Annotated in this window: 20 protein-coding genes and 2 tRNA genes; 17 read left to right on the forward strand and 5 right to left on the reverse strand. The window is 62.4% G+C overall.

Annotation, left to right across the window (positions count from 1 at the left end):
* Positions 1 to 5: 5 nt before the first annotated feature.
* Positions 6 to 707, reverse strand: a complete 702-nt coding sequence (locus ACGYK2_RS03100; RefSeq protein ID WP_271689780.1) for an ABC transporter ATP-binding protein — start codon at positions 705 to 707, stop codon at positions 6 to 8.
* A gap of 1 nt (position 708) precedes the next feature.
* Positions 709 to 1,476: an ABC transporter ATP-binding protein gene (locus ACGYK2_RS03105; protein ID WP_271689779.1), complete on the reverse strand. Its 768-nt coding sequence runs from the start codon at positions 1,474 to 1,476 to the stop codon at positions 709 to 711.
* 147 nt (positions 1,477 to 1,623) lie between these two features.
* On the opposite strand from ACGYK2_RS03105, the gene ACGYK2_RS03110 reads away from it, so the two are divergent.
* Entirely contained in the window at positions 1,624 to 2,538 is a 915-nt protein-coding gene (locus ACGYK2_RS03110) for a LysR family transcriptional regulator (protein ID WP_271689778.1), read from the forward strand.
* Positions 2,539 to 2,760: 222 nt separating this feature from the next.
* On the opposite strand, the gene ACGYK2_RS03115 is transcribed toward ACGYK2_RS03110, so the two are convergent.
* Positions 2,761 to 2,850 (reverse strand) — tRNA-Ser (locus tag ACGYK2_RS03115).
* 246 nt (positions 2,851 to 3,096) lie between these two features.
* Between ACGYK2_RS03115 and ACGYK2_RS03120 the strand changes: the two genes are divergently transcribed.
* The 7 genes from ACGYK2_RS03120 to ACGYK2_RS03150 all read left to right on the forward strand — a co-directional run bounded on the left by ACGYK2_RS03120 (position 3,097) and on the right by ACGYK2_RS03150 (position 9,630).
* Positions 3,097 to 3,990 carry an SPOR domain-containing protein gene (locus ACGYK2_RS03120; RefSeq protein ID WP_271689694.1) on the forward strand — a complete coding sequence of 298 codons (894 nt, stop codon included), beginning with the start codon at positions 3,097 to 3,099 and terminating at the stop codon, positions 3,988 to 3,990.
* A 22-nt stretch (positions 3,991 to 4,012) separates the two neighbouring features.
* A complete protein-coding gene (locus ACGYK2_RS03125; protein ID WP_168613135.1) occupies positions 4,013 to 5,203 on the forward strand; it encodes a D-alanyl-D-alanine carboxypeptidase family protein in 1,191 nt (396 codons plus the stop codon).
* Complete coding sequence (tmk, locus tag ACGYK2_RS03130) at positions 5,200 to 5,844, forward strand: dTMP kinase (RefSeq protein WP_271689693.1); 645 nt, start codon at positions 5,200 to 5,202, stop codon at positions 5,842 to 5,844. The genes ACGYK2_RS03125 and tmk overlap by 4 nt, the downstream gene beginning before the upstream one ends.
* A gap of 52 nt (positions 5,845 to 5,896) precedes the next feature.
* Positions 5,897 to 7,009: a DNA polymerase III subunit delta' gene (locus ACGYK2_RS03135; RefSeq protein WP_271689692.1), complete on the forward strand. Its 1,113-nt coding sequence runs from the start codon at positions 5,897 to 5,899 to the stop codon at positions 7,007 to 7,009.
* A gap of 13 nt (positions 7,010 to 7,022) precedes the next feature.
* Complete coding sequence (locus tag ACGYK2_RS03140) at positions 7,023 to 7,829, forward strand: TatD family hydrolase (RefSeq protein ID WP_271689691.1); 807 nt, start codon at positions 7,023 to 7,025, stop codon at positions 7,827 to 7,829.
* Positions 7,829 to 8,638, forward strand: coding sequence for an MBL fold metallo-hydrolase (locus ACGYK2_RS03145; RefSeq protein ID WP_271689690.1), 810 nt, complete (start codon positions 7,829 to 7,831; stop codon positions 8,636 to 8,638). The genes ACGYK2_RS03140 and ACGYK2_RS03145 overlap by 1 nt, the downstream gene beginning before the upstream one ends.
* 62 nt (positions 8,639 to 8,700) lie before the next feature.
* Positions 8,701 to 9,630, forward strand: a complete 930-nt coding sequence (locus ACGYK2_RS03150) for an AEC family transporter (RefSeq protein WP_067266328.1) — start codon at positions 8,701 to 8,703, stop codon at positions 9,628 to 9,630.
* Between the two features lie 49 nt (positions 9,631 to 9,679).
* Here ACGYK2_RS03150 and ACGYK2_RS03155 read toward each other — a convergent pair.
* Positions 9,680 to 9,763, reverse strand: a tRNA-Leu gene (locus ACGYK2_RS03155).
* Between the two features lie 134 nt (positions 9,764 to 9,897).
* Here ACGYK2_RS03155 and ACGYK2_RS03160 point away from each other — a divergent pair.
* Positions 9,898 to 10,419 (forward strand): Hint domain-containing protein, encoded by a 522-nt coding sequence (locus ACGYK2_RS03160; RefSeq protein WP_271689689.1) that lies wholly within the window; start codon positions 9,898 to 9,900, stop codon positions 10,417 to 10,419.
* Here ACGYK2_RS03160 and ACGYK2_RS03165 read toward each other — a convergent pair.
* Positions 10,416 to 11,270, reverse strand: coding sequence for an NAD(P)H-hydrate dehydratase (locus ACGYK2_RS03165; protein WP_271689688.1), 855 nt, complete (start codon positions 11,268 to 11,270; stop codon positions 10,416 to 10,418). The genes ACGYK2_RS03160 and ACGYK2_RS03165 overlap by 4 nt on opposite strands.
* A 211-nt stretch (positions 11,271 to 11,481) precedes the next feature.
* Between ACGYK2_RS03165 and ACGYK2_RS03170 the strand changes: the two genes are divergently transcribed.
* The 8 genes from ACGYK2_RS03170 (at position 11,482) to ACGYK2_RS03205 (ending at position 17,774) form a co-directional block, all read left to right on the forward strand.
* Positions 11,482 to 11,820, forward strand: coding sequence for a P-II family nitrogen regulator (locus ACGYK2_RS03170; protein ID WP_067266338.1), 339 nt, complete (start codon positions 11,482 to 11,484; stop codon positions 11,818 to 11,820).
* 49 nt (positions 11,821 to 11,869) lie between these two features.
* Entirely contained in the window at positions 11,870 to 13,276 is a 1,407-nt protein-coding gene (gene glnA, locus ACGYK2_RS03175) for a type I glutamate--ammonia ligase (RefSeq protein WP_168613076.1), read from the forward strand.
* Between the two features lie 139 nt (positions 13,277 to 13,415).
* Positions 13,416 to 14,006 carry an exopolysaccharide biosynthesis protein gene (locus tag ACGYK2_RS03180; RefSeq protein ID WP_271689687.1) on the forward strand — a complete coding sequence of 197 codons (591 nt, stop codon included), beginning with the start codon at positions 13,416 to 13,418 and terminating at the stop codon, positions 14,004 to 14,006.
* An 82-nt stretch (positions 14,007 to 14,088) separates the two neighbouring features.
* On the forward strand, positions 14,089 to 14,319 hold the full coding sequence (locus ACGYK2_RS03185; protein WP_271689686.1) for a hypothetical protein: 231 nt from the start codon (positions 14,089 to 14,091) through the stop codon (positions 14,317 to 14,319).
* 96 nt (positions 14,320 to 14,415) lie between these two features.
* Positions 14,416 to 15,216 (forward strand): lytic transglycosylase domain-containing protein, encoded by an 801-nt coding sequence (locus ACGYK2_RS03190; RefSeq protein WP_394374197.1) that lies wholly within the window; start codon positions 14,416 to 14,418, stop codon positions 15,214 to 15,216.
* 284 nt (positions 15,217 to 15,500) lie between these two features.
* Positions 15,501 to 16,118 carry a hypothetical protein gene (locus ACGYK2_RS03195; RefSeq protein WP_168613080.1) on the forward strand — a complete coding sequence of 206 codons (618 nt, stop codon included), beginning with the start codon at positions 15,501 to 15,503 and terminating at the stop codon, positions 16,116 to 16,118.
* Positions 16,115 to 16,513: a phage holin family protein gene (locus ACGYK2_RS03200; RefSeq protein ID WP_271689685.1), complete on the forward strand. Its 399-nt coding sequence runs from the start codon at positions 16,115 to 16,117 to the stop codon at positions 16,511 to 16,513. Before ACGYK2_RS03195 ends, ACGYK2_RS03200 begins: the two co-directional genes overlap by 4 nt.
* Positions 16,503 to 17,774 (forward strand): DUF3618 domain-containing protein, encoded by a 1,272-nt coding sequence (locus ACGYK2_RS03205; protein ID WP_271689684.1) that lies wholly within the window; start codon positions 16,503 to 16,505, stop codon positions 17,772 to 17,774. The genes ACGYK2_RS03200 and ACGYK2_RS03205 overlap by 11 nt, the downstream gene beginning before the upstream one ends.
* Positions 17,775 to 17,810 lie beyond the last annotated feature (36 nt).

Raw genomic sequence — 17,810 nt, forward strand, 5'->3', positions numbered from 1 at the left:
TGGTATCAGTGGCCCAGATACGCCTTTGCGACATCCGGATGTGATTGCAGCTCCGCGCCCGTACCGCTCAGCACGATCTCTCCGGCTTCGAAAAGATAGGCCCGGTCGGCAAGCCGCAGCGCCATGGCCGAGTTCTGCTCGACCAGTAGGATGGTTTTCCCCATCTCTTTGACTCTCGCGATGGTCTCCCCCACCTCCGCGACGATTTTCGGGGCGAGCCCTAACGATGGCTCATCAAAGATGCAGAGCTTGGGCCGCGCCATAAGCGCCCGGCCAATGGCCAACATCTCCTGCTCACCCCCCGACAACGTGCCCGCCGCCTGGCTGGCGCGGTCGCGCAGGATAGGAAACATGTCCATCATCTCTTCAACATCGGATGCCTGCTCTGCATCCTTACGCGGATAGGCTCCCATCCTGAGGTTCTGCAGCGTTGTCATTTGCGGAAAGATCTGACGCCCTTCGGGGCACATGGTGATCCCCGCTTTGACGATGGAGTGGCCGCTTTGGTTGGTGATATCTTGGCCCTCGAACTCAATGGTTCCTGCAGTAGCCGGAACCAGCCCGCAGATCGCCTTGAGCGTAGAAGACTTGCCCGCGCCATTCGCGCCAATCAGCGCGACGCATTCGCCCTGATTGACCTGCAAGTCGATGCCGTGGATGACTTCGATCGCGCCATAGCTGACGCGCAGGTTGGATACGTTCAACATGTCAGGCCGCCTCGCCGAGATATGCGTCAATGACGACTGGATTGTTGCGGATTTCCTCAGGCGTGCCTTCGGCGACCTTTTGGCCAAAGTTGAGCACAACGATCCGATCGCAGACCTCCATGATCAGCGCCATGTGGTGTTCAATCACCAGGACAGAGGTCCCCAGATCGCGGATCTTCTTGATCAGGTCGCTTAAGGTCTTGCGCTCATGCGAGACCAGCCCGGCGGCGGGTTCATCCAGCAAGATCACTTTCGGATTTGAAGCCAGTGCCGTTGCGATCATCAGGAAGCGTTGTTGGGCCGAACTAATGGTGCCCACGCGGTGATCCTGTACCGGCGCGAGGTCGGTGATCTCGAGGATCCGGTCGACACGCGCGGCCAGTTCCTCTTCCTCGCTGGATTTCCGGCCCATGCCGAATACAGACGCCAGCGGATGCGAGGTGCGCGTAACGTTGCAGCCCAGCACGACATGGTCACGTACCGTGAATTCCGTGAATGTACTGGCTGTCTGAAAGGTCCGCGACAGGCCTTTCGCCACACGATCATATTCAGGCAGATTATCGATCTTGGCGCCGGCCAAGCTAATTGCGCCGGATGTGATTGGGAACAACCCCGCCAGACTATTCACAGTGGTCGATTTTCCGGAACCGTTCGGTCCAATCAAACCGAGGATCTGCGCCTCGTTCACATCAAAGGACAGGTCTCGGATCGCATGCACGCCGCCAAACGACTTGCACAGAGATTCGACCCTCAAAACAGGTGTCGCCATAATATATTCCCCTCCCCGCTCCTCCTGCGGTTCGAGAAGCGTAGCGACGGCCCATGGCGCAAATCAAATTCAAAGATTCCGCTTGGATATCTAATTTTTAGATGGTTAGATTTCGAGAGGGCGAAGACTTCGGAGGAGTTTGGCACCGTGAAACCGATCAGGAATATCAATTCTGTACAGGTGTTTAGCCTCACCGCCGAGACTCGGAATGTCACCCGCGCCGCGCAACTCTTGAACATCAGCCAAAGCTCAGTGAGCTATCACATTAAAAAATTGGAATCGGATCTTGGCTACCAGCTCTTCCACCGCACCGGCCAAGGGCTGACCCTCACGGACGAGGGCGTCGAGCTTGCGCAGCATGTTGGGCGGGGGCTTGAGATGATCCAAACTGGGCTCGATCAGTTATCGATACGAGCGGGCGCGATCCGTATCGCGCTCTTGCCGATGTTCTCTAGCCGCTGGTTGTCGTCAGAGTTGGGTGACTTGATCGAACAATATCCTGACGTGCGCCTATCCATGCACAACCACAACAATAACTATGCCTATATGCCCGAGCCCGGGAGCTTTGCGGACATCGGCATTCAATGGGGAAAGGGCGACTGGAATGGCTTTGAAGTCCACCCTCTTTGGCCCGAAAGGATGGCATTGGTCTGCAGCCCCGAGTATCTTGCAAAACATCCGATCACCGAACCAAAAGATGTGACAGGCTGCACCTTATTGCATGTAGACGATACTGGAATGTGGGAAGAATGGTTCGACTTGAACGGAATGAAGATGGTCCATAGCCAGCCGCAAATGATGCTTGAAGATCGTCATTTTCAGCTCAGCTCGACCATCAATGGTTTAGGGGTATCTCTTTTCGCCTCGTGGCTAGTGCAGGAGGAGTTGGAAAGCGGTGCGTTGGTTAGTCCTTTCTGCCGAGATTTCGAAACATCATATGCTTATCATCTTATCCTGCCGCGCTTGAAGGCTTCATCCCCTGCAGCGCTGCGGTTCCGTGATTGGCTTCTTGAAAACCGTTCCAAGGCAGATCGGTTACCGCTTTCACCTTCAAAAGCTTAACTCAGTGATAGAGAAAAGCCGCATCGGCTTGCCGCTCAAATACAGCTTTGTCTGAGAGACAGGCAGGGCTATTCACAAAATTCCACATTCCGTACCAGTCAATGGAAGGATTCAGACGCGTCCGAAAGAAACACAAGAGAAACGATAGGCAGCTATATTTCTCCGCAACCACGGCAACAGGTCGCCGAACGCGGCCCATTCAAATCAAATAGGAATGCATGGTGGCGGAGGAGGTGGGATTCGAACCCACGGTACGCTCTCACGCACGCCGGTTTTCAAGACCGGTGCATTCGACCACTCTGCCACTCCTCCGCAGCACGCTCCTCCTAGAGCGCCGGGATCGATTCGGCAAACGCACATTTTCGCGGCCAGCCCCCGCACCCCTTTGGGGAAATTCGCCGATCTGCCCTGCGCGGTCTTTTCAAGCGCCGCCCGGTCGGGTTACTCTGCGCCAAAGCCCCTTTCAGAGGGGCGCAGGGCGTGCCGATCCAACGGCGCGACATTCTCGCGGGACATGGGTCGCGGCGCGCGACGACAGCAGGCAAGGACATCAAAGGCATGAGCAGGGACAATCAACCGTTGCGCATCAAGAAAAGCCGCGCGGCGGGCTTGGGCGTGGGCATTCTGACAGTTGGTTTGCTGGCCGGTTGCGAGGGTGGCGATTTCAAACTCCCCTTCGGTGCAAACGAAGGCGCCAGCGCGCCGCGCAGCACCTCGACCAAATTGGTGGAACGTGATGTCGAAGCGCCTGAGGTTTTCTCAGCCACGGATGAGGGTCTTTGGGACGGGCGCCCCTCGCTCGGCGGGGTCTGGGTGGCGCATCCGGACGTCACCGAACCTGAACGCGTCATCGTGCGCAATGAGGCAAACGGGAAATTCGTTATCGGTGCCCTGTTCCGGCGTGAGCGTGAATTGCCCGGACCCAAACTGCAAATATCTTCGGATGCCGCCGCCGCGCTTGGCATTCTGGCGGGCGCTCCGACGCCGCTGAACGTGACCGCCCTGCGCCGCGAGGAAAGCGCCGCCCCGGAAGAGAGCTTTGAGGCCGAGAACAGCGGTGACGCTGCAGCCACTCTTGCCAGCCCTGCCCCCGTGACGGCCACGGCGCTGGCCCCTGCGCCGACGGCCAGCACCGCTGCCACTGCCACCGCCAAACCGGCGACCAAACCGCCCGCCCCTGCGGCCCCGAAACCGGCGCGCCCTGCGGCTGGTGCGAAACTGTCCAAACCCTACGTGCAACTGGGCATTTTCAGCGTGGAGGCCAATGCCACTCGCACCGCCAAACAGATGCGCGGCGCGGGCATGGTGCCCACCGTCAAGCAAAGCGCGATCAATAACAAACCCTTCTGGCGCGTGGTGATCGGCCCCGCCACCAGCAAATCCGAACTCGATACCCTTCTCAAGAAGGTCAAGGCCGAGGGCTTTACCGACGCCTACGCCGTGTCGAACTGACAAACCGGAGGAAATGCTTCCTATGATCCGCCTTTTTGCCGCCGCCGTGGCGCTGGTGCTGACGCTCCAGCCTGCCGCCGCTTTCGATACCCGTGCCACCGCCGCCTATGTGTTGGACCAGACCACAGGCACCGTGCTGCTGGCCAAGAACGCGGATGAGCCGCTGCCGCCCGCCTCCATGTCCAAGCTAATGACACTTTACATGGCCTTCGAGGCCGTGGAGCGTGGCAAGCAGAACGGCGGGCTCGATTTGGTCGAGAAACTGCCCGTCTCGGAGCACGCGATGTCCTATGGCGGCTCGACCATGTTCCTCGACACGACCGACCGTGTCTCGGTCGAAGACCTGATCCGCGGGATCATCGTGCTGTCGGGCAATGACGCCAGCGCTGTGATTGCCGAAGCGCTGAGCCCCGATGGCACCGAATACGGCTTTGCCCGGCTGATGACACAGCGCGCGCAGCAGATGGGGATGACCAATTCCACCTTCGCCAATTCCAACGGCTGGCCGCAGGCGGGGCATCTGATGTCGGTTCGCGATCTGGGGCTGCTGGCCAACCGGATCATCACCGATTTCCCGCAGTTCTACCCGCTTTTCGCCGAACGGGAGTTCGCCTTTGATGGCCGCGCGCCGCAGAACAAGACCAACCGCAACCCGCTTTTGGGGCTTGGCATCGGCGCGGATGGCCTGAAAACCGGCCATACCAATGAGGCGGGCTATGGGTTGGTCGGCTCGGCCAAACAGGGCGACCGCCGGGTGATCTTTGTGCTCTCGGGTCTCGACAGTGCCGCCGCCCGCGCGCAGGAGGCTGAATCGGTGGTCAACTGGGCCTTCCGTCAGTTCACGCAGCGCGATCTGGGCGAAGCGGGCACCCGCATCGCCGAAGCCCCCGTGGCCCTTGGCACGACCCAATCGGTCGGGCTTGAGCTGAAGGACGATCTGTCGATGCTGGTGCCTGTCACCGGCGGGGATGAGATCGAGGCCGAGGTGATCTACACCGGCCCTTTCCAAGCGCCGATCAGCAAGGGGGACGAATTGGGCGAACTGGTGGTCGACCGCGGCGAATTGCCCGCGATGCGCGTGCCGCTGGTGGCCTCCGCCTCCATCGCGCCGGGCGGTTTCATGGTCAAGATGACCGCCGCCGCCCTGCATCTGATGAACCGCCTCAACGCCGGGCCGCAGGCAGCCCCCACCGTGGAAGCGGAAACTTCGTGACCAGCGCAGAGAAGGCCCGCGCGCCGGGCCTCTTCGTCACTTTCGAAGGCATTGATGGCTCTGGCAAGTCCACCCAAGCGCGGCTTTTGGCGGATCATCTGACGGCACAGGGCCATGACGTGGTACTGACCCGCGAACCGGGCGGCAGCCCGGGGGCCGAGGAAATTCGTGCGCTTGTCTTGCAGGGTGACCCCGACCGCTGGTCGGCGCAGACGGAAATCCTGCTCTTCACCGCCGCCCGCCGCGATCATCTTGAACGCACCATTCGCCCCGCGCTCGACGCCGGAAAGGTCGTGATCTGCGACCGTTTCGCCGATAGCACGCGGATGTATCAGGGCCTTTCGCGCGGCGATCTGCGTCAGATGGTCGACGACCTGCACGCGCTGATGATCGGCGTCGAGCCTGACCTGACCCTCTTGATCGACATGGATCCGGCCCATGGCCTTGAACGCGCCCTCTCGCGCCAGACGGCAGAGGAGCGGTTCGAGGATTTCGGCGTGGAACTTCAAGCCAAGATGCGTGGGGGCTTTCTGAGCCTCGCCGAGGAATTCTGCGACCGCTTCCATGTGATCGACGGGGGCCGCGACATCGACAGCGTGGCCCGCGACGTGACCGCGACCGTCACCGCGCGTTTGGGCTGATCCACGCGCCCTGCCCGCTTCCCTCTGCGGCGAAACATGCTAGACCGAGGCCATGACAGACGACGCTCCCCAGCCAGACCGTGTGGAAGGTGCCCGCCACCCGCGCGACACGCCGAAACTGATCGGCCAAAGCGCCGCCGAGGCTGCCTTTCTCGACGCTTTTAACAGCGGCAAATTGCATCACGCATGGATGCTGACCGGCCCGCGCGGTGTGGGCAAGGCGACGCTGGCATGGCGCATCGCGCGGTTCCTTTTGGCGACCCCCGACCCCGATGGCGGGATGTTCGACCTGCCCCCGGCCGAGACGCTTGAGATCGACCCCGAGCACCCGGTCGCCCGCCGCGTCGCCGCCGGGGCCGAAGCGGGGCTGAAATCCGTCACCCGCACACTGAACCCCGACACCAAGAAGATGCGCAAGCAAATCGTCGTCGATGACATCCGCGCGCTGAACGGCTTTTTTCAGATGTCCGCCGCCGATGGGGGCCGCCGCGTGGTCATCATCGACGACGCGGATGAGATGAACCCCAATGCCGCCAACGCGCTGCTCAAAATGCTGGAGGAGCCGCCAGAGCGCGCCGTCCTGCTGCTGCTCAGCCACCAGCCCTCCAGCCTTTTGCCCACCATCCGCTCGCGCTGCCGCACTCTACGCCTCGGCACGCTCGACGCGGGCCAGATGGCCAAGGCGCTGGACGGCTCAGGCATGGAAGTCGAGGACGATCCCGCCGCACTGGCCGAGCTTTCTGGCGGGTCGGTCGGCGGGGCGCTGCGCCTGTCGCTGATGGGTGGGGTCAAAACCTATGCCGATCTCGTCGGGCTGATCTCTTCGCTGCCGCAACTTGACCGGGGCCGCGCCATCAAACTGGCCGAAGCCGCAGCACAGCGCGGGGGGGAGGCGAAACTCGACCTGCTCTTTACTCTGCTGGACCTGCTGCTGGTGCGTCTGGCCCGCACCGGAGCCACCGGTGCGCCGCCCGCCCAGCCCGCCTGCGCCGATGAGATCGCCGTGCTGCAACGCCTTTCGCCCAACCCCGCACAGGGGCGCGCATGGGCCGACGCGGCGCAGCAGATATCCGACCGCGCCCGTCACGGGCTGGCGGTGAACCTTGACCCTGCCGCGCTGGTCCTAGATACCCTGCGGCAAATAGGCCAGACGGCGCCAAGATAGCCGAAAGGACAGCATGACCGACACGCCCCAAATCACCGACAGCCACTGCCACCTCGACTTCGAGAGCCTGCAAGAAGACCTGCCCGGCGTCATCGCCCGCGCGGCGGAGGCGGGCGTGACGCGTATGGTCACCATCTGCACCCGGCTAACGAACGAGCCCAGCGTGCGGGCCATTGCCGAGGCGCATGAGCCGGTGTTCTACGCCGCAGGCACGCATCCGATGTCCGCCGCGGAAGAGCCGATGGCTTCGGTCGACGAACTTCTCGCCCTGACCCAGCACCCCAAGATGGTCGGCATCGGTGAGACGGGCCTCGACTACCACTACACCGCCGAGAGTGCCGAGGTGCAAAAGACCTCCCTGCGCATTCATATCGCGGCGGCGCGGGAAAGTGGCCTGCCGCTGATTATCCACGCCCGCGATGCGGATGACGACATGGCCCGCATCCTGCGCGAGGAACATGCGAATGGCGCCTATAGCTGCGTCATGCATTGCTTCTCCTCCTCCGCTGAACTGGCCCGTGCCGCGCTCGATCTGGGGTTCTACCTGTCGATGTCCGGCATCACCGCCTTCCCCAAATCGCAGGATCTGCGCGATATTTTCGCCGCCGCCCCGCTCGACCGTATTCTGGTGGAAACCGACGCGCCCTATCTCGCCCCGCCGCCGCATCGCGGCAAACCGAATGAGCCTGCCTTTACCGCCCATACCGCCCGCCGCGCGGCAGAGACCTTTGGCCTCGACTACGCCGATTTCGCGGCCCGCACGCAGGAGAATTTTGAACGCATCTTCGCGAAAGCCGCCGCTTGGGAGCCTGCGCGCTGATGGCTGACCTGCGGGTGACCATATTGGGCTGCGGCTCCTCCGGCGGGGTCCCACGGATCGGCGGCCACTGGGGCGCTTGCGACCCGAATGAGCCCAAGAACGCCCGCCGCCGCTGCTCGATCCTTGTGGAGCGGGTGACGGAGGCAGGCAGCACCGCCGTCTTGATCGACACCTCCCCCGACATGCGCAGCCAACTCTTGGACGCAGGCATCGGGCGGCTCGATGCGGTGATCTACACCCATTCCCACGCGGATCACGTTCACGGGCTGGACGATTTGCGCATGGTGGTGATGAACATGCGCGCGCGGCTGCCGGTCTGGGCCGATGCGCCCACGCGGGACGCGCTGATCGAACGGTTTGGCTATGCCTTCGTGCAGCCCGAATGGTCAAGCTACCCGCCCATCCTCGACATGCATGAGATCACTGGCGAGGTCAGCATCGACGGCCCGGGTGGCACCCTGAAGTTCAACCCCTTCACCGTCACCCATGGCAATATCGACGCGCTCGGTTTTCGCTTTGACGATATCGTCTACCTGCCCGATGTCTCGGCCATCCCCGAGGACTGCTGGCCGATGATGGACAACCTGCGCTGCTGGATCGTCGACGCCCTGCGGCGGGAGCCGCATCCGACCCATAGCCACCTGGCGCAGACCCTTGGCTGGATCGATCGGGTGGCGCCGCAGACGGCGGTCCTGACCAATATGCACAATGACCTCGATTACCACACCGTCGCCGCAGAGACGCCGGATCACATTCAACCGGCCTATGACGGGCTGACCCTTCATTTCCCCCTTCCCCATTCAGACTAGGCAGCGCCGGGCGCGGGCCTGAGGGTCGGCGCCCCCGCCGCACCCCATAAGGCCCCTTTCAAGTGCAAACTCTTTTAGACGTCATTCTGCCGGTCTTTCTGGTCATCGGTTTTGGTTATGTTGCGGTCTGGCGTGGGCTCTTCCCCGTGTCTGGTATCGACGGGGTGATGAAATTCACCCAAAACTTCGCGATCCCCTGTCTGCTGTTCCAAGCCATCGCCCGCATTGACCTATCAAGCAGCTATGACCCGCGCCTTCTGGGCAGTTTCTACGGCGGCGCGGCGCTTTGCTTTGCGCTTGGCATCCTTGGCGCACGGCTCTTGTTCCGCCGCGATTGGGAAGACAGCGTGGCGATCGGGTTTTGCTGCCTGTTCTCGAACTCGATCCTGCTGGGCCTGCCGATCACCGAACGCGCTTACGGGCCCGAGGCGCTGGCCGGGAACTATGCGATCCTGTCGTTCCACGCGCCCTTTTGCTACGGTTTGGGCATCACGGTGATGGAATTCGTGCGCAACCGCGGGCAATCGGGCCTGTCGCTGCTACGCAACGTCAGCCGAGCAATGTTTCGCAACGCATTGGTTCTGGCGATCCTTGGGGGCTTTGCCGTCAACCTCAGCGGTCTGCCGATCCCCGGCGTGGTGGATGACGCGCTGTCGCTCATTGTCCGCGCCGCCCTGCCCGCCGCGCTTTTCGCGCTTGGCGGCGTGCTGCTGCAATACAAGCCCGAAGGCGATATGAAAGCGATCCTGATGGTCTGCGCCATCGCCCTGCTGGTACATCCCGCGCTGGTCTGGAGCTTTGGCACCATGCTGTCGCTGCCGCAGGCCGGTTTCCGGTCGGGCGTGCTGACGGCGGCCATGGCACCGGGGTTCAACGCCTATATTTTCGCCAATATGTACGGCCGCGCGCGCCGTGTGGCGGCCAGCTCCGTGCTGATTGCGACGGGCAGTTCGATCCTTACGGTATGGCTTTGGCTCACGGTGCTGGGCTGAGCGGGCCACCCGTGAAAAGCTTGCTATATCTGTGATTTACCGGGAAAAGTGGTGCGGGTGAAGGGACTCGAACCCCCACGCCAAAGGCGCCAGAACCTAAATCTGGTGCGTCTACCAATTCCGCCACACCCGCACTGCACCAACCGGTGCCCGCGCTGATTAGCAAACCCGCGCGGCAGATGCGAGAGCAAAAAAGCACAAGACATTAACCGGATGTTTGCATATGGTTGGTGATACCTGAGGCAGGTACAATAGAAAGAGACGCCCATGAAACCGAATACGGTCGGGTGCGTAGGCGGCAAAGATCGCCATGGGGGGCAGTTTTCCCCTTTCGCTGCGCTGGACACCGGTCTTGTGCAGGGCGCCCTTATTTTGACGTTGGATGGTGAGATCCCGGTTGAGTATCTCTCGGTCGGGGATCGGGTCATCACGCGCGATAGTGGCTTTGCAAAAATCCTTCATATTCAACGCACGACCCGCAGCGTGCGGCGCATCGCGCTGGCGGCGGGCTCACTGGGCCACACGCGGCCCGAACGGGACGTCGCGCTTGCCGGTGATCAGATGGTGCTGGTGCGCGATTGGCGCGCGCGGGCCCTTTTCCATTCCGAACGCGCCTTAGTCGCGGCGCGGGCCTTGGTCGACGATGAATTCATCACCGATTTGGGGGAGGAAGAGACGACCCTGATCCAGATATTCTGCGACGGCCCGCATGTGATCTATGCCGATGGGCTGGAGCTTGGCACCGCCGATGCCGCCCGCGCCCGCGGCGCGGTGCTGCACGCGGCCTAAACCCCCAAGTCCCGCAGCACCTGCGGCATCAGGTCAGGCAGGTCCTCGGCGATCAGCCCCGGCCCATGCAGCAACGCTGCCTCAGCATGTATCCATGCCGCGGTGGAGGCTGCCTCGACCGGGGCGATCCCCCGCGCGAGCAGCCCGGTGATAAGCCCCGCCAAGACATCGCCCGCCCCAGCGGTGGCCAGCCAAGGGGTTGCCCGGTCTTGGGTCGCATGGTGGCGCCGTACCTCTCCCTCGGGCGTCGCGATGATCGTCTCCGGGCCTTTCAACAGGATCACGCAACCGAACCGCGCGGCAGCCTCGCGGGTGGCCTGCGCCTTGGCCCCCTCACCCTCAGCCTTCGCTGCCTCGGCCAGATCTGGGGCGAGCCGGGCGAACTCCCCCATATGAGGCGTCAGAACGCAGCCGTCGTGCAGGGCGTCGCGCAGATCCGCATCTTGCGACAGCAGGGTGATCGCATCGGCGTCCAACACGACATGCGGCGCGGCGAGGGCTGCTTTGACAAGCTCCGCTGCGCGCGCGCCCAATCCCAAGGCGGGCCCGAGGCAGAGCGCGTTGATCCGGCTGTCTTCGAGCGTTTCGGACAGTGCCGCGCCATCCGGGATCCGTTGCAGCATGACCGCCGTGAGTTGCATCGCCGCTTCAAGCTGCGCGGCGGGCGGCACGCCCAAGGTCACGGCCCCTGCCCCGATCCGCAGCGCCCCGCGCGCCGCCATACGCGCGGCCCCGGTCTGGCCCGGCCCGCCAGACAGGACGAGCGCATGGCCGTGGTCATATTTATGCCCCGGCTCTTTGCGCAGTAAATCGACGTTCAGGCTCTCGCGGGTGATCTCGGAAATACGCATGCAAGGGGATCTAGCAACTGGCGCCCAAAGGTACAGCCCGGAGCCGATTCACGAATGCTTATTTTTTAGGCGCGCTGCGCAAATTCTCAGCGACCCTTGGCAAATGCATCCGCCGCGCCATGTTACCCCCTGCCCGGCGCTGGACGTTACGCGGGCGGGATGCTCTGTCGAAACCAGAGCATAAATGCGCGGGAATTGTCAGGGGATTACCATGAAAAAGATCGAAGCCATCATCAAGCCGTTCAAACTCGACGAAGTCAAAGAAGCCCTCCAAGACGTGGGCGTTCAAGGTCTGAGTGTGATTGAAGTGAAAGGCTTCGGCCGCCAGAAAGGCCACACCGAGCTCTATCGCGGTGCGGAGTATGTTGTAGATTTCCTTCCCAAAGTGAAGGTCGAAGTGGTATTGGATGACGATCAAGTCGATGCCGCTATCGAGGCCATCGTCGACGCCGCCAAGACGGAGAAAATCGGTGACGGCAAAATCTTCGTTTCCCCTGTTGAACAAACAATTCGCATCCGTACCGGTGAATCCGGTTCAGACGCGCTTTGACAACGGCCCTCGGGCCCAGACTACGAATAGACCATAAAGGACCTACACGATGGATACCCAGGAATTCCTGAGCAAAATCAAAGATGAAGGCATCGAATATGTCGACATCCGCTTTACCGACACCCGCGGCGCCTTGCAGCACGTTACCATCGTGAGCGATCTGGTCGACGAAGACTTCCTCGAAGAAGGCTTCATGTTCGACGGCTCGTCCATCGCAGGTTGGAAAAGCATCGAAGCCTCCGACATGAAGCTGATGCCCGACGTTAGCACCGCCTATGTCGACCCCTTCTATGCCGAAACCACGATCTGCCTGCACTGCTCCATCGTTGAGCCCGACACCGGCGAAAGCTATGAGCGTGACCCCCGTGGCACTGCCGAGAAGGCCGAAGCCTACCTGCGTTCCTCCGGCATTGGCGACAACGCCTACTTCGGCCCCGAGGCCGAGTTCTTCCTCTTTGACAACGTCAAGTTCTCGAACGAAGTCAACAAGGTATCCTACGAAGTTGACGCGTCCGACGGCTCGTGGAACACCGACACCGACTATGAAATGGGCAACATGGGCCACCGCCCGGGCCTCAAAGGCGGCTACTTCCCCGTCAATCCGGTGGACGAAGCGCAAGACCTGCGCGCCGAGATGCTCTCGACCATGAAGCGCCTTGGCATGAAGGTCGACAAGCACCACCACGAGGTTGCCTCCTGCCAGCACGAGCTGGGTCTGATCTTTGGTGAGCTGACCAAACAGGCGGATGAAATCCAGAAGTACAAATACGTGATCCACAACGTGGCTCACGCCTATGGCAAATCGGCGACCTTCATGCCGAAGCCGGTCTTTGGCGACAACGGCTCGGGCATGCACGTGAACATGTCGATCTGGAAAGACGGCAAGCCGCTGTTTGCGGGTGACAAATACGCCGACCTCAGCCAAGAAGCGCTGTGGTTCATCGGCGGCATTCTGGCCCACGCCAAATCGCTCAACGCCTTCACCAACCCGACGACCAACAGCTACAAGCGTCTGATCCCGGGTTTCGAAGCGCCGGTTCTGCGCGCCTACTCCGCGCGTAACCGTTCGGGCTGCGTGCGTATCCCGTGGACCGAAAGCCCCAAGGCCAAGCGTGTCGAGGCCCGTTTCCCCGATCCGGCGGCGAACCCCTATCTGGCATTCTCCGCCCTGCTGATGGCCGGCCTTGACGGCATCAAGAACAAGATCGACCCGGGCGAGGCGATGGACAAGAACCTCTATGATCTGCCCGCGGAAGAGCTGGCGGACATTCCGACAGTGGCCGGTTCGCTGCGCGAAGCGCTGGACGAGCTGTCCAACGACATGGACTACCTGCTGGCCGGTGACGTGTTCACCCGCGACCAGATCGAAGGCTATATCGGGTTGAAGATGGAAGAAGTTCTGAAATTCGAACAGACCCCGCACCCCGTTGAATTCGGCATGTACTACAGCTGCTGATCAGCCACCGGCCCCGCGGGGGCGAGAGAGAAGATCGAAAGGGCGCGGTTCATTCCGCGCCCTTTTGCGTGGCACCCCTCGGAACAGAGCCTGCCCTACCGCGTTGCCTTGGCAGAGCAGCAAAGAAGGAGTGCGCATCATGGCCGATGATTCAACGGCGCTGACGGATGTTGTCGATGAGTTGAAAGACGCCTCCGAGGGGAAAGAGACCGTTGAAGTTGGCCAATTGATCGACGCGCTCGACCAGCGCGGCTATGGCCCCGCCCTTGCCGTTCTGCCGCTGATGGAGCTTACCCCCTTGGGCGGCATTCCCGGTTTTCCCACTGCGCTGGCCCTTCTGGTGGGGCTGCTCGCCCTGCGGATGCTGCTGGGGTATGAGCATTTCTGGGCCCCAAACTGGCTGCGCAAGCGCACATTGGATACCGACAAGGTGCTAAAATCCGTCGAATGGCTGCGGCCCGTCTCGCAATGGATCGACGACAAGCTACAGGCCCGGCTATCGCGCATCGCGGGCCCCACGGGTCAAAAGGTCGCCTGTGTCGTCATCCTTTGCCTGTGCTTTTCCGTCCCCCCGCTTGAGGTTGTGCCTTTCGCCACCTCCGCGCCGATGATCGTGATTTCCATCTTCGGGCTCGCGCTGCTTTATCGCGACGGGCTGCTGATGCTGCTGGGCTTTATCGGCGCCGGGATCGCGGCTTTTGCAGGTGCCTCCTATTTTCTGGGCGGCTGACCGCCCCGCGCCCCACCATCGCCATAAAAGAGCCACAGCGCTTAAGCACTCTTTACCAAGACCCGGCTAAGGAAGCGGATAGATGGCGATTTCCACGACGACCTTTAACGAGCGGCTGCACCGCATTGAACAGCGCGCGAAACAGGCGCGCGGCAAGCAGCGCCGCGCCAAGCGCAGCCGCAAAGGGCTGGTCTTTCTGGCAACCATCGGCCTGCTCTTTGGCGGGGCAAGCTTCGCCCAAGACAGCGCGCCGCAGGTCAATCTCTGGGCTGGCACCGCCTTTGAATATATCCGCGCGCTACTGCCCCGCTGAGGGCCAAAGATTTTCCCTTTCGGTCGCCAAGTGAGTTGAACCGTTTCCCATATGGGCTAACCTCTGCTCGGCACACAGACGCAGAGGGTCAATCTCATGTTCAGAACACTTTTCACCACCACCGCGGCCATCTGCACCTTCATGGCCGCGCCGACTTTGGCCGCGCAATGCGGCAATACGGCCAATGGCTTTGAGACATGGAAAGGCGCTTTCGCCCAAGAGGCCCGCGCCGCAGGCGTCGGCCAGCGCGGCTTGGACGCATTGGCAAGCGCGCGCTACGCCAATGGCACCATCGCCGCCGACCGGAACCAGAAATCCTTCAAATACTCCCTGTCCAAGTTCATGCAGGTGCGCGGCGCGGATACGATCGTGGCCCAAGGCCGCAAACGCAAAGCGCGCAATGCCGGGCTCTATAACGCGCTTGAGCAGCGCTATGGCGTGCCTGCGGGGGTCTTGCTGGCGATCCACGGGATGGAGACGGGCTTTGGCGGTTTCATGGGTAATAGCGCTGTCGTCTCAGCCATCACCACGCTGGCCTATGATTGCCGCCGGTCCGACTTTTTCGTGCCCCATGCCATCGGCGCGCTGAAACTGGTCGACCGCGGCGCCATCACCTCCAACACCCAAGGCGCGAAACATGGTGAGTTGGGTCATACGCAATTCCTGCCCGGCAACGCGCTGCGCTATGGCGTTGACGGCAATGGCGACGGTCGGGTCGATTTCTACAATCAGGTCGACGCGCTGGCCTCTACCGCCAATTTCCTGCGCCAGAAAGGCTGGCAGCCGGGGGCGGGCTATCAAGAGGGTCAGCCGAACTTCCGCGTTATTCAGGCGTGGAACGCGGCGGGGGTTTATCAAAAGGCCATCGCCATCATGGCCAGCCGCATCGACGGCTAATAGCCCACTTGAACTATGTTAAGCGGCGGCGCGTCCAATCGGGGCGCGCCGCTTGCGTTTGCGCGCTCGGCGGGCTTCTGCGCCCGTTTAATTCCTATAGGCCAAAGGGTTCCCAGCATTCTTTTGCCCCGGCGGGGGAACCGCCCGCGGCGTCAGTCGTTGGACTGTAGATAAGATATTTGCTGCAGACGAATGGAGGGACCCATGCACGGAATTTTCTACCTCATCGGCCTGATCGTGGTCGTTCTCGCGATCCTGAATCTCGTATTTTAAAGGAGGTCACCATGCCCGACAACAACACCACACAGACCCAAAGCGCCGCCGCCAAAGAGCAGGCGACCGCTGCAAAAGACAAAGCTGCCGCCGCCGCGAGCAACGCCGCTGAATCCGCCAAGGCGCAGGCCCGCGACGTGGCCGACACCGTATCCGCCGAAGCGACCAACTATGCCTACCAAGCGCGCGACACCGCTGCTGATGAGGTCAAGGGTGTGGCCTCTGCCCTACGCACCGCGGCTGATGAGCTGCGCAGCGGCTCCCCGCAGGAGCGCAGCTTTAGCCAGCTGGCCGACGGCCTTGCCGATGTCTCTGACAGCATGCGCGACAAGGACTTGGGCGAAATGATGGGCGACCTGAACGGTTTCGCCAAGCGCAACCCGATGGTCTTCCTCGGTGGCGCTGCCCTTTTGGGCTTCGTGGCAACCCGTTTCGCCAAAGCCTCCAGCGATCGGCCTCAGGGCGGCTACGGCGGCACCGGCGTCGAATATGACGACGATGACCGCATCGACCGCCCCATGACCGGCACGCCGCCCACCGGTGCTGCCAGCACCGTGCCCGGCCGCACCGCCGCTCAGCCGACAACTCAGCCTGCCGCGCCCAACGTCGTTACAGGAGATAAAGTATGACCACCGAAAGCAATAAATCCGCCGGGAGCCTGCTGACCGAAGCCCTCTCCCACGTCAGTTCGCTGATGCGCAAAGAGGTCGATCTGGCCCGCGCCGAGGTGAATGAGAACCTGAAACATGCGGGCGTGGCCATTGGCCTGATCGTCGGCGCCGTGGTTGTGGCCCTCACCGCCCTGAACGTGCTGAGCGCCGCCCTCGTGGCCGCCCTGACCGAAGCTGGCATCGCCGCCGGTTGGTCCGCCGTGATCGTGGGCGTTCTTCTGGCCATCGTCGCCTATGTGATGATCCAGAAAGGCACCAATGATCTGAAGTTCAGCAGCCTTGCACCGAGCCGCACCGCCAAAAACGTCAAGCGTGACGCAGAGACCATGAAGGAGGTCTACGATGACAAATGACTCCAGAAACCCCGAAGAAATTGAACGCGAAATCGAGCGGGAGCGTGCCGGTCTGGCCGATACGCTGGACGATCTGCAAGACCGCTTTTCGGTCGAAGGCATCGCGCGTCAGTTTTCTGACCAGTTCCGCGAGCATGGCGGCGACTGGGGTCGCTCCATCTCTGACGCGGCCAAGCGCAACCCGGTCGCATTGGCGCTGACAGGTGCGGGCCTTGCGTGGATGATGTTCGGCAGCGGCAACAGCCGTGACCGCCGGGGCTACGAAGGTCTGGACCGCGACCGCGCACATCCCGTGCCGGTACCAGTGACCAATACCGAAAACCGCCCCGCCGTGCGCGACGCGCGCCGTTCCTCTGCCCCCGCAAGCGCCTATGCCACCAGCTATGGCTCCGAACGCGGCGCGGCTGATGATGTACCTGCATGGGCCCGTGACGTGCATCACGACGACGATGATGGCCGTGGTTTGGGTGATCGTGCCCGCTCTGCCGCAGGCAGCGTGAAAGGGGCCGCAGGCTCCGCCGCGAGCGGTGTATCCGGTGCCGCAGGCTCGGCTGCTGGCAGCGTCAAGGGCGCTGCAAGCTCGGCTGCCGGGCGTGCCCGCTCCGCCGGTTCCTCGGTCGCCAGTGGCGCTCGTTATGCCCGTGACCGCGCGTCCTATGGCACCCGTTCCGCCGTGGACAGCATCCGCAACACCGCCAGCGGCGCGGCCCACAGCGTACGCGACAGCGCGAATGCCGCCAATGAGCGTGCCCATGCCATGCGGGACCGTCTGTCGGAAGGCACTGAAAACATGACCGCCGAAGCGCGTGAGCGCATCGTGATGGCCCGTGCCCGCGCCGTGGATGCGTGGAACGCCAGTGGCCGCTATGCCCGTCAGGGCCGTGAGCGTGCCTCGGACATGTTCGAAGAGCATCCGATGGTCGCCGGTGCGCTGGCCCTCGCAGTGGGTGCCGCAATCGGCGCCGCCCTGCCCCGCAGCCGCACCGAAGACGCCTATATGGGCGAGCACAGCGATGCGCTCTTTAACGAGGCCGAGCGTATCTACGCGGAAGAGCGTGACAAGCTGGGCAAGGTCGCCAAGGCCGCGACGGATGAGGCAGGCAAAGTCTTGAAAGAGACCAAAGACAATGCCGATGCCGCCGCCGACGAAGAGACCGCCGCCGATGCCGCCGTGAAAAAGGCAAAGGAAAGCGGTCAGCGCGTCGCGGACGCGGCTAAAAGCGAAGCCGACAAGCAAAAGCTCGGCGACGTGAAGAGCTAAGCCAAGCCACGCCCGCTCCCGACCTCGGGGGCGGGC

Source organism: Sulfitobacter sp. 1A10359, from assembly GCF_043558145.1.
Classification (GTDB): Bacteria; Pseudomonadota; Alphaproteobacteria; order Rhodobacterales; family Rhodobacteraceae; genus Sulfitobacter; species Sulfitobacter faviae.